At 54.8% G+C, this 12386-nt stretch carries 8 protein-coding genes; 1 reads left to right on the top strand and 7 read right to left on the bottom strand.

What is annotated here, in order from left to right; genetic code table 11:
* Positions 1 to 234 precede the first annotated feature (234 nt).
* Positions 235 to 1254, top strand: a complete 1020-nt coding sequence (locus GXX57_06395; GenBank protein HHV44278.1) for an ATP-dependent 6-phosphofructokinase — start codon at positions 235 to 237, stop codon at positions 1252 to 1254.
* Between the two features lie 48 nt (positions 1255 to 1302).
* Here the strand turns inward: GXX57_06395 and GXX57_06390 are convergent, their stop codons facing one another.
* The 7 genes from GXX57_06390 to GXX57_06360 form a co-directional block, all read right to left on the bottom strand.
* Entirely contained in the window at positions 1303 to 1785 is a 483-nt protein-coding gene (locus GXX57_06390; GenBank protein ID HHV44277.1) for a flavin reductase family protein, read from the bottom strand.
* 17 nt (positions 1786 to 1802) lie between these two features.
* Positions 1803 to 4979 carry an alpha-mannosidase gene (locus tag GXX57_06385; protein ID HHV44276.1) on the bottom strand — a complete coding sequence of 1059 codons (3177 nt, stop codon included), beginning with the start codon at positions 4977 to 4979 and terminating at the stop codon, positions 1803 to 1805.
* 701 nt (positions 4980 to 5680) lie between these two features.
* A complete protein-coding gene (locus GXX57_06380) occupies positions 5681 to 7996 on the bottom strand; it encodes a hypothetical protein (protein ID HHV44275.1) in 2316 nt (771 codons plus the stop codon).
* A 17-nt stretch (positions 7997 to 8013) separates the two neighbouring features.
* On the bottom strand, positions 8014 to 8580 hold the full coding sequence (locus tag GXX57_06375; GenBank protein ID HHV44274.1) for a hypothetical protein: 567 nt from the start codon (positions 8578 to 8580) through the stop codon (positions 8014 to 8016).
* A 151-nt stretch (positions 8581 to 8731) separates the two neighbouring features.
* Positions 8732 to 9760 (bottom strand): LacI family transcriptional regulator, encoded by a 1029-nt coding sequence (locus GXX57_06370; GenBank protein ID HHV44273.1) that lies wholly within the window; start codon positions 9758 to 9760, stop codon positions 8732 to 8734.
* Between the two features lie 56 nt (positions 9761 to 9816).
* The gene (locus tag GXX57_06365) at positions 9817 to 11106 is read right to left on the bottom strand and encodes an extracellular solute-binding protein (protein ID HHV44272.1); all 1290 of its coding nucleotides are present in this window, start codon (positions 11104 to 11106) and stop codon (positions 9817 to 9819) included.
* A gap of 32 nt (positions 11107 to 11138) precedes the next feature.
* Positions 11139 to 12062, bottom strand: coding sequence for a hypothetical protein (locus GXX57_06360; GenBank protein ID HHV44271.1), 924 nt, complete (start codon positions 12060 to 12062; stop codon positions 11139 to 11141).
* Positions 12063 to 12386 lie beyond the last annotated feature (324 nt).

Genomic DNA, 12386 nt, shown 5'->3' with positions numbered 1-12386 from the left:
CTGCACAAAAGAGAAAATCCCAGGAACAATCCCTAATCCATCTTAATATTGACTTCTTCCATCCTTTGTATTACCCACGCAACACCTTTTAGTAAAGACTTTCCTACAACAAGACTTTAGCATATTCAGCCAGACCAGAGCAAATGGATCCCTGCAAAACAGGTCACGACTTTTTCCTCCAGGGATTTTCATGCTATACTAATGTCGGCAAAAGTCAGATTAGGAGGGTTACCGTTGAAACGCATTGGCATCTTGACCGGAGGAGGAGACTCTTCGGGAATAAATAAAGCCATTGTTACCATCGTCCGGGCCCTAGGGTACCGGGGAGTGGAGACCGTGGGCATCCGCAACGGCTGGCAGGGCCTGTTGGAGGGAGCCTGGGACACCTTGGCCCTCGAGGCCTGCAAAGGTTGGGAGTATCAGCCGGGGACACTTTTGGGCACAGCCCGGGTCAATCCCTTTACCCAGGGGAAGGACAAGCAGCTTCTGGCCGGCATTGAAGAATGCAAACTGGACGGGCTTATCGCCATCGGAGGCGATGACACACTGTCGGTGGCAGAGAAGCTCTCGGCCTTAGGTTTTCCGGTGGTGGGCATCCCCCAGACCATCGACAATGACGTCTACGGTACCGACCGCTGTCTAGGATTTGATACAGCGCTACACGCCATTGCCAAAAACGTCAACGCGGTGCGCAACTCCAACGCGGCCCACGCCCGGGACATGTTGGTAGAGGTGATGGGCAGGGATACCGGCTGGTTGGCCGTCTTTTCTAGCATCCTCGTCGGTGCAGACTACCTTCTGTGCCCGGAATTGGATACCACCATCGACGGACTCGTCTCCCGCTTCCAGGCACGAAAGAAAGCTGGTTGCCCCAGTTGTCTAGCCATCGTGGCCGAGGGCTTTGGCCTCTCCGCCCGGGGTGATTTGGAGCAGGCGGATGTTTTTGGCAACCTGGAGCTGGAAGGTGTAGCCTACTGGGTAGCTAAACAGGTACATGAAAAAACAAAACAAAAACCCAGAGTCTTGGTCCTCGGCTACCTGCAGCGGGGAGGCAGCCCTACCCCTACCGATCTATTGCTGGCCACCCGCTTTGCCGAAGGCGCCGTCTCCACCCTTCTGGCAGGTCAGAAGGGCATCATGATGGCGCTCCAACGGGATGAAGTGGTAAGGGTACCGCTGGCCGAAGTGGTGGGCCGGAAGCAGATAGTACCCCCCCAGTGGCTGGAACTGGCCAAGTTGGAGCTGGGGTTGTAACCCGGAGGACTTGATTAGAACCGCCCCAAGTTGGGGCGGTTTTGTCCTTCATAGTACCAGGTCCTGGGTGGGATCCCGATAGACCCCCAAAATCTCACCGAAGAAAAAGGTGTGAGAGGTCCTGGGTTTTGCCGAGGCGGTGTGCACCACCCGACAGGCATAATGTAAAGCGGCCTGCTTGATGCCCGGGGTCTGTACTCCCGGCAACTCCACGGGGATGAACCCGCGATCCACCCATTTGTCCGTATCCCGACCGGACCGGGTGCCGCAGTACTGGGCATCCTCGTCCATAGAGGGCGGCTGGATAGACACCACAAACTCCCCCGCAGCTTCAATGAGGGGATGGCTAAACCGTTCGGTCCGCACCGGTACGATGAACATGGGTTTGGACCACTGAAATCCTACAAATCCCCAGGAGATGGTCATCACATTGGGGTTCTTCCCCTCCTGTTTCGAAACCAACAGCACACCCTTTTCCAGTCTCTTGACGGTATAATCCACAAACTCCATCGGTGCACACTCTTGTAACATCGGGATCCCTCCTTGCACTAAAGCTCCACCAACAGCGTCTTGATCTCAAAAGGCTTCAGCTCAAGCTCCACCCGCTGGGCATTGATGGCAATAACCACCGGGTTCTCCTCCACCAGGTTTGTCTCGGCGACCCGTTTCGCCGCCGCAGGCAGGGTGAGGGTGACACGGCTGCGCTGTCCCACCAGCTCACCGAAACGGATGACCACACCGAGGGATTTCTCCGCTTTCTTCACCGCATGGAGGAACACCTGGCCGCCCTCAATCCGAAGCAACTGCTGGCTGGACAGATTCAGCTGTTGGTCGTCTAGAATTTCCACGCCATAGGGCACGTTAAGCGCGTGGGCTTCCTGTACCACACCGGCCTCATGCAAGTTCCCCACATGGGGCAGGAAGGAGTAGGTGAACACCTGCACTCCTTGATCCGCATTCAAATCCGGGCCATAGGCGGACTTTAGCAAAGTCAACCGCAGCTCGTTGCCAATGGCCTCATGGCCATACTTGCAATCATTGAGTAAGGCGGCGCCATAGCCGGTTTCCGCGAGATCGCACCACTTGTGGCCACAGACCTCGAAGCGGGCCTGATCCCAGGAGGTGTTATCATGGCTGGGACGGGTAATGTACCCGTTTTGGATCTCGTAGTTGACCTCCCGGCTATTCACATCCACAGGGAAGGCTACCTTCAACAGGCGATGGACTTCATGCCAATCCACCTTGGTCTCGAAGTCAATGCGCTTGCTGTCCCCATGGAGTACAATGTCCTGTACCCACTTGGAACCGGCGCCGAAGTCGCGGGTAACCCGCACCCGGACCTGGAGAGGTCCTTCCTCTACCACTTCCAGGGTACCGCCGGTCACTTCCTCCACCGCAGCCCGATAGAACCGGTCCACATCCCAGGCATCCCAATACAGAGGCAGGTCCTCGGCCAGAAGCACCACGTTGCCCCGCTTGCCTTGGGGCAGCACTTCCCGCTGGGCCTCTTTATCATATACGGAAAGTAGTTGACCGCTCTGGTCCACCTGGACCTTGATCAGATGGTTTTCCAGGTAGGCAATGTCCTTTTCCACCCGCACCGACACAGGATTCTCCGGTTGCACCGGACACGGTCCCGGCTGCAGGTAATAGGCCCGCAGTCCCGTGGCCGCCACATCCGGTTTAAAGACCAATCGCTCAGGACTCCACTGGCTAGGCACAGGATTACCCTCTCGGTCCACCACATGGACTGGCCCATCGGCCGGCAAAGCCACATCGTTCACCACACACTGGCCAATGCGGTTCCGGTCCGGATCCACAGATCCCACAGGAATGGAGACGGGATCCTGCCGATCCCAATTGAGGGTGTTCAGGAGCACCAGCTGTTTTCTGCCGGTGGCGACCTTACCCAACTGGCTATAGATATCCTCTTTGGCCCGTTGCCGTAGTTCTAAAGCCTTCGTGGCCACATCGGTGTAGATGCGGTCGCAATCCTCATAGACCCGCTCAATGGAGGAACCGGGAAGGATATCATGGAAATGGTTGGTGAGCACCGGCTTCCAAAGTTCTGTAAACTCCCGCCCCGGGTAGTGGCCCGTAAGCAGATAGGCCACCGTGGCCAGCATCTCCGTTTCCCGCAGCAAAAACTCGATCTTTCGGTTGTTGCGTTTGGTCCAGGCCTGACTGGTAAGGGTACCCCGGTGCAGCTCCAGATAAAGCTCACCTCGCCAGCTGGGATACCTGTCTTGGTTTTTCGCCAGTTTCTTCATGAGATCGCTGACGGTACCGAACCTGGCCTTGGGGCAACCCTCCAGATCCACCACCCGATTGGCAAACTCCATGTTCTCCATGGTCATGCCACCGCCGCCGTCACCAAAGCCCACCGGATGCACCATGGTATCCGAAAGCTCCTTGGGTTGGAAAGCCCGCCAGTGGGCCCACAGGGAACTGGGGTTAATGGAACCATTGTAATTAAGCTTAATATAATGGGACAGGATGGTGGTGCCATCGATCCCTTCCCACTTAAAAAGGTCATAGGGGAACCGGTTCGTCTGGTTCCAACCGATTTTCGAGGTAATGAAATAGTCGATACCGCACCCTTTAATGATCTGGGGTAGGTTCCCACTGTAACCGAAAACGTCCGGTAACCAGAGGGTATCGGACCGTACGCCCAGCTTCTCCTGGAAGTACTGTCCTCCCACGAGGAATTGACGAATTAGAGACTCGGTGCTGGGCACGTTGGTGTCGGCCTCCACCCACATACCACCGTTGGCTTCCCATTTCCCCGCGGCAATGGCCTTTTTGATCCGCTCAAAAATCTCCGGATAGTACTTCTCCGCGTATTCATAGGCCTGGGGCTGGCTTTGGAGGAAGATGTACTTGGGGTACTCCTCCATAATCCGCAGCTGGGTCGCAAAGGTACGACCACACTTGCGGATGGTCTCCGCTAGGGGCCAAAGCCAGGCGATGTCAATATGGGCATGGCCCATCATATGCAAAGTAGGTGTGGTGGGTGAGTTCTGGGAGCTGAGCAAGGGAGCAAGCTGCTTACGAGCTTCCGCAAACTGCGCCCTCTGCAGCTTTACATCGCTGGTATCCCAGGTGATGCTGTCGATCACATCATTTAGCGTATCCAAAATCCGGGCCCGCCGCAGGCTGTCCTTGGGCAGTTCCTTCGCCACCTCAAAGAGGGTGACAAGATCAAAGTACAGATGCCAAACCACATCGTTACGTCTCACCAACCGGCAATGTCTGTACACCGGTCGGGTCCATTGGTTATCCGCCAACTGGACGGGCACGGCATTGACCTTGGGGATCAGGTGTCCCGCGTAGGATTCGATCAAGACCGTATGCTTCCCCGGGGCCAGTTCTTCAGCGGACAAAGGAATCTCGTGATGTTCCCTATCGATGGCAGCGCTAGCTTTCCCGTCGATATAGACAATGGATTCTCCTCCGGTCTCCACCTGCAGGAAGAGCTTCTCCCCCGGTGCTTCCTTGAACTCATATGTGCTCTTGAACCAGGCGCTCTCCCATTCTTCCCCCCAAGGGGTACCAGGACTGATCGGAACAAACTGGAGATGGTCGATCTGTAAATGGCGAATATGTTCTTTGGTAGGTGCCATGACCACTTCCAGGTCCATCACCGGTTCATAGAACCAATGCTTCAACCACTGGCAACGCTTTTCAATCTTTTTTATGTCCTGTTCCGTGAACATGTTCTTCACCTTGCCCTTCTTCTTGATTGTGTTTCACCTAACGAAATCTATGTGAAGGCCAGGATTCTTTCTATCGTGGAAGGCACCGTCACCACAATTCCCATATTACCATATTCCCCCTCAACGTCAATTGACTGAAGTCCCGTAATGGCCGTTACTAGTGTGGCCCAACCAGCGGAATTCTTCCCATAGACTATACCCCCGCTTCCTTTGGAGACTTAGGTGGTAGAACAATATCGGGGAACACCTCTTCCCGCAGATATAGTACGTCACTTCAGTGGAAGGAAAATCCTAATGTCCGGTGGTCAGTGGGACAGTTTTGTCCCCGGTTCCTGGAACTTGCCTTGTCTTCGGTAGACAAAGGCAACCACGCTGCTCCTTGGTGAGACTTCGGGTCGGGATCTTGACCGATACGAACCTGACCATGGTCGCAACAGCCGATGCTTTAAAATCCTGTCGAAAAAAATGTAAAGTCGTAGTGAATTACTGATCCCCCGGGTAGGAAATACCCCGGCTAATCAGGCGAAGAAAGAAGGCCCCGAGGCATCCCTTTTCAGCAGTTCGGGATGCCTGTGCGGGCCAGCGGTTGACTGCAAAGAAACCAAGGGTTTTGCTCCCAAGTCGGTATAGAAACAAGATCGGCTGTCGTCTCCGGGAAATCGCGTCTTGCCTAGGACCACGTCCTCAAGAGAGTAAACAAAGCCTTAAACCTATGGCCGAATTTGGATCGGGGCAGCGGACAATACATATAGGGGATACGAATCTAAGGCCAAGGAGTACTCTCCCGTTGGGGACTGGTGTACGCTCCGGCCTCCCATGAAATCAATGACCTCGACGACTGTGGCGTCGGTGTTCACCGTCACCTCTTGCGGACCGTTGACCGACCAGGCGGCGCAGACGTACTGGTCACCCCTGGCAAACAGGTAAGCGTAGAGTCCATCGGTCAACGGCAGAGGACCGATGGTCTTGGTGCCCTCCAGCACCCGGGTCATGGTGGCAGCAGCCATGGCCACCGGCTTAGGGGAGATGGCGGTAGCGCCAAAGTTGTGTTCTTCCATGCTTAGATTGAAGCATAGTCCATAGCCGCTTTCTCCGGAATAATCTGCGGTATAGAACAGGTAGGTAATATCCATCCCCTCACCGAGGAAGATGATATGGGCGCGAATACTGTAGGCCGCTTGGCGATCGAGAATCTCGGGGGTCAACAAATCATAACTGGTCCGATAATCCAACCCCCATTCGGTTTGAAACACTTTGGCCTCAGGCCCCAGGTATGTATCCACCAGACTGCGTAGCTTCCTGAGGTTTTCAATCAAACCCTCCTCGGGGGGCTGGCTTTCCGGTTGCAACTGGCCCCAGTAGTACCCGTGGACTGCGATGCCGTCCAGGTAATCCTTAAGTCCTGCCGGAAGCAGACGGGCCAGCTCCTCCACCGCCACATCCAGAACACCATAGCCCGGTCCCATGACCACCGCCTCGGGATCTCCACGGTGCAACCCCTCATAGGCACTGGCATACATCTGAATGAACTCCTCATCGGTACCCTTCCAGTGCCAATCGGGCTCCCAATGCACCTGGTAATACCCATGGCGCATGTCAGCAAAATGGGTTTGCCTGCGGACATAGTCTTCCGCGGCTACCTTGGCGAGAAAATCACTATATTGTTCATAGTCCAGCGGCGGGTAGGCTTGACTTAAGGGATGGGTGAGTTCCGCCGGGCTCTTCGGTGCGGTAGAAGGATCGGGCCAAGCAATGGCCCAGTAGGGCAGCCCGTCAATACACGTTAGCAGAGACAGTTCGTTCTGGGCCTCGTAGGAGGGATAAAGGAACTCCCAGCGATTGAGCTTCGGTTCGTATTGTCCAGAAAACTCCGGTTCCAACTGCCGCCAGCTTCTAGCATGATTCACCCAGCGGACCCCCAAGAGGTGATACAGAGGATCATAGGGATCGCCCAACATGAAGACTCCCGTATCGAGAAAGTTAGTCCCCTGGATCCCAAACCTAGAATCGTCCCGATGCACAGGCCGCAGGGGCTCAACCTCAGGCAGCACCCCGAAGGTGGCGATTCCCGCGGGCCTGCTGCCCATTTTGGGCAATCGGGAATTGGAGCCTTTAACGGTAGCCTGGATTTCATAGTACCCGGGTCTCAACCGAGGAAGGACAAGGGACTCTTCATAGATTTCTAATCCCGCGGGAAGATCCAGAGTGCCAAAAAGCACTCTGGATCCGAAAAAATCCTTGATTTCCCACTCTAGCAGATCCGCCCGGTCGTAGGCCTGCCGCTCCACCCGAAAGGTCAGGGTTACCTCCTCGTCGGGTTGAAAGATACTGTAACGGGGCCGGGAGGTAGTAACGGATACCTGGTCCTTCATCTCTTCTCCTCCTATGGCCGTAATCTGCAGCTGATCAAAGTACACCGGAGTATCGCTCCCCTGCTCTGGGTGACGGATAATGACAAAGGTCGCAAAATGTTCCGCGTCACCGTGGGTAAAGGCCCGATCCGTCCACAGGGGAGTCCATTGACCGCCACTGCCCCGGTATACCGAAACCGTACGTTTCGTATAGTCGATCACCAGCCGCAGGTCGATCCAAAGGCCCGGCGACAAGGAGTTGGGAACGAAGACCCAATCGCTGCCACTTTGCAGCCCCCAACGGGACCCTTCATCGTGGAAGAATAGCACCGCACGCCGGCCGGCGCTGTCTAGGGCATAGAACACCACTTTGGAGTCCCGATCCGAAAGCTGCAGTTTAAAGGTGATCTCCACCTGCCTGGCCCCAATTAGCTCCGGGAAAGCCTTCGTCAGCTCCGCGGGAAGGAGCACTTCTAGCGCATACCCCGTTCCATCGGGGGTTACAGTATTTTGAATCATTCCATGACCGTATCGCGAGGTCCAACCGTCTTGCCCACCGACGAGGCCCGGTTGATAGTGGTCAAAATCAACCACGAGGGGTCCGCTGGCCCCAAGGACGCCGGTCATCAGCAGTACGAAGCCCATGGTCAGCAAGACCAACTTCCCTTTGTTCATCCTGCACCGAACCTCCCCTAGTCTTGGCGAATCTCGATGTTGTCCACGTAGATCGGACTGGGGTCCCCCTGTCCCTCATACCTGATCAAGGCCAAACGGGCAAAACCCGTAGACTCATCATCAATGAAGCCCATTCCGGACCAAAGGGTGGTAAAGCCTGATCCTGTATCTACCTCAACGGTGAACTGCTTGCTGGAAAAGTCCAATCGGATTACCACATCGATCCAGACTTCCGGGGTGATCCCTGCAGAGACGGTTTTCCACGTCTGACCCTGATACTGAATGCCCCAGTAGTCCCTTTCGTCATGGAAAAACATCATAATCGACTTGCCTTCTGGATCATAGGCCCTCACCACTACTTTGGCTAAGGGATCCTCCAGCAACAAAGAAAGACCAATCGTCACCACACCATCCTTACCCGTCTCGGAGAATACTTTCCCCACATCCGCAGGCAAGGCTAACTGTAAGGCCTTCCCCGCACCGCCAAAGGCTTTGGCACTCTGGATGATACAATTCTCATAGGTATCCACCCAACCATCCTGTTGGTTGATGGTACCTTCCACCAAGTCATCAAAATTCTCCACAACGATACCACTGTTCCACCGGGTCTTCATGCTCTTCGATGCTGATACAGCTGGTCAAGCTAATCACCATGACAAGTAGTAACAGAACACGAAAACGGGACAGCATAGTGTCAACTCCTTTCCAGGTTAACTTGGGAAAAATCCTACCAGTTCATCCCTTACAACCACAGGACTCCCGGACAACTAACCGTGGCTTCAAGATCAATTTACTAACCACTGACGTTCCCTGGTCGTCCATTAGACCCAACAGCAAATCCACCGCTTTCTCCCCCATCTCCTGCCACCGCACATCCACCGTGGTTAAGGCAGGGCTAATCAGGGCTCCGGACTGGATATTGTCGAAACTGCCGATGACAAAATCCTCCAGGACCCGAAGGCCCATCCTCTGGGCATGCTTGATCACCATCATGGCCTGCAGATCCGAGTGGGCAATTATCGCTGGCTTGATGCCGGCCTCCTTCATCCTCGTCAGCCACGGGAATTGCTCCCCTGCGGTAATGATATACTGCTGTGCCGGCGGGATGCCCCGCTCGGTCAAAGCTTCCTTGAAACCCAATTGCCGCTGCGTGGCCACCGTGACGGGTGAATCGCTCTTTTCCCCGAAAAAGGCCAAACAGGTATACCCGTGATCCAACAGGTGCTCCGTCAACAACCTGCTACCGTATTTTTCCGCGGCACAGACGGTATGAATGAGTGGCTCGGTGACATAGCGATTGATCACCACAAAGGGAGTCTTCCGCTCCATCAACTCATGCACCACTTCCGTGCACTTCTCATACTCGAAGACTATATACCCCGCACATTCACCGGCCCGGATGGCAGCCAGGCCTGGTGACGTAGGACCAGAGGCAGAAAAAAGTTCAATGGAATACCCGGTCTTATTAGCTATCCGTTGCATGGAATGTAAAACGTAGATCCCCAACTGCCTTTCGGGGTTAATAAGGGTCCGATCGGTGGTCATCACACCGATGATGTTAGACCTTTGTTTCGCCAGCATACGCCCGGCCCGATTAGGGCTGTACCCCAGTTTGGCAATGGCCTCTTCCACCTTCTGGCGGGTTTCTGTGCCCACATAACCGCTACCAGTCAGGACCCTGGAAACGGTAGATTTCGACACACCGGCCCGTTTGGCCACATCCAGGATAGTGGGCGTCCGTCGCTCCTTGGTCATCTCATCCACACTCGCTTGTCTCCTTCTCCGACCCACAAATGATCACCAGCTCCAACCCGGAAACATCAAAGATAAGCAGGCTGTGATACCAGGTTCCTTTGCACGTGCTCGTGCATCCTGCGGGCTGCATCCTCCGGAGAGATAGTGCCGTTAACCAGCATCTTCCAGGCCTCCGTCAACCCGTTGCTTATATTCGCCCAATTGCGCATTCGGATGGCGACCCGCGGCTCGGCATAGGTTAACATGTCCATGTAATAGTAAATGTGGTCTACTTTCTGTCCCTGGACCGCGAAGAACACATCGGCATAGGACAACCTTTGGGGCCAATCCCCAATTGCAGTTTTCCTGGCTTCCATGTTCTTGTCGGTCAGACGACGGAGTAGATCCCAGGCCGCTTCCACGTTGCCGTCCTTATTGACGGTAGCCCAGACCCCCATCACAGTGGCGGCTTTACCCGCCGGACCCATCGGCATGGGCACCACATCCACCGTATCGAAATTGGTCCGCAGATTCTGGGTAAACATGGCCAGTTTCCCGGTGGCAAATTGGTTCCATGACAACTCACCACCACCATAGCCGCCGAAGACCTCCAAGATATCCTTTTCACTCACCATCCAATCATAGTTGAGATGCTGTTCCTGAACCCAGGTAAGCCACTGGATCGTCTCTGGCGAGTACAGGAGAGAATTCTCCTGGGCCTCATCTGCAATCTTTACGCCCCATGCCTTCCACATGGACTCGGAGGGAGAACCCATCTGTGAAAACCCGATCTGCTCAGCCCTCCCGCTGGCGTCGCGAATCGTCAGTTTCCGGGCTGTCTCGGCCAAGGCGTCCCAAGTCCATTGCCCTTGTTCCCAAAGCTCAGGCGGTGTCACCAGGCCCGCTTGGCCAAGGAGCTCTGGATTCCACATGATGATTTCCCCCAGACTACATTCCGTGGGGATACCCAAAAGACGCCCCTGCTCATCGGTACACAGATCAACGAAGGCCGGTACAAAGTCATCCAGATCGTATTCCGGATCCCCTTCGGCAAAGGGGCGGAGATCCATACCCACGTACTTTACCAGATCCCATTCCACATAGCTGCTATGTACAAAGATGATATCCGGTGCTGTACCGGTCATCACCATGGGAAGCAGTTTCTCCCAATACTGCCACAAGGGCAGAACCATAAAGTTGACCTTGATCCCTGTTTCCTCTTCAAATTGGGCAATGATCTCACTTTCTGCGAATTCACTGCTGGAAATGTCCTTCCAATGGAGAACAGTTAGCATATCTTGGGCCAAGACTACAGGACTTGTCACCAGCAGTAGGACCACAATAATCACGATAGACTTCCGTGCCTTTTTCACCATGGGCACTGTCCTCCTTGTCCGAAGTATCTTTGTTACTCCCTTAAGCTTGCCAACGCACCCAGCTGCTCGAGGAACTCCCCTGGGATCTCCCCGGTTGGTCCTATGGGCACATCCCAGCTAATGGTCCCCCCCTGGCCAATCACCTGTTTTGTGTACCCTACCACAAACTCCGTGCAAAACCGCGGTTTTCCACCTCCCCAAGTGGCCCCTAGATATGTCAAGATGTGATACTGCACCTTTTCAGGAATTGGCCCCCGCGCCACCGGAAACACGGTAGATATTTCCCCTGCCGTATAATCCTCATACTCCGTCAAAGAAGTGACCGGGACCCTGACCCCGGGATTGAAAGCAACAATGCTCCCGGGATTTCCCGCCTTTGCCGCCTGGGCAAAGCTTTCGAAATTTGGCGGGTCCGGGTATTGATACATGTCTTCGGCGAAGTAGCAGCCGTCAAACCACCAACCCTTCACCTGTTCTCCCCACCGGAGAGACCACTCCCGGATGATGGCCTCCCACTTCCTTTGGAAAGAGGCCAGTCGTTTGCCCTTCCTGGGGCCCCGGGAGTCGGGCCAGGGGGTTTGGGACCCCCATTCCCACTCCAACTTCTCCTGGGCCCGTTGGTCTAGGGTGGGAGCTCCGCTGGGAAGATACACCAAAAGCGGAATCCCCACCGGAGCCAAGGCAGCGGCCAAGTCCGCAATTAGATCCCGTTTGGAACACTTACTGGGAACGATGCCGACAATCTCATCATAGGTTTCGTTGGGGGCACAGTAATGGCCGGAGTTCTGACCGATTGTAAAGAAGCAATACCCGGGATTAATCTGCGCCAGCTGCTGGGCAAACAGAAGGGTATCAAAGGAATCCACCCGCTCATTCCACGCCTCCGCTGACATGCCTTCACTGCCCAAGTAATGAAAGAACACACCCCACCCTGCTTCCTTGAACCAGTGCGACATCGAACTCACTCTCCTCGTCCACGGCGCGTTCCCATAGCCTTTCAGAATCAAGCCTGCCCCCAATCAAAGCAGGGCCAGTTCCAATTGGTTTTAGTTCTAGCGAAATTGTGGTACCGTTCCCTCATGCTTGTATATTACTTTTCGACATTGATCCGGTATTTTGCACCCTTGCACGCAGAAGCCGTTGAATTTTTTTCTTAGGTTCTTGCGAGGTATATCCTCTCATCATATCCTGCCAATCTAAGCAACTTCAAAATCTCAGGAGAGGTATTCGTTGGCAAGTAGCGTTCCGTATGAGTCCCGTGGTGAAGGTAAACCACGGAG

Source organism: Bacillota bacterium (assembly GCA_012839765.1).
GTDB lineage: Bacteria > Bacillota > Limnochordia > DUMW01 > DUMW01 > DUMW01.
The sequence above is the reverse complement of the archived record's forward strand: the minus strand, read 5'-3'. Positions and strand labels throughout refer to the sequence as shown.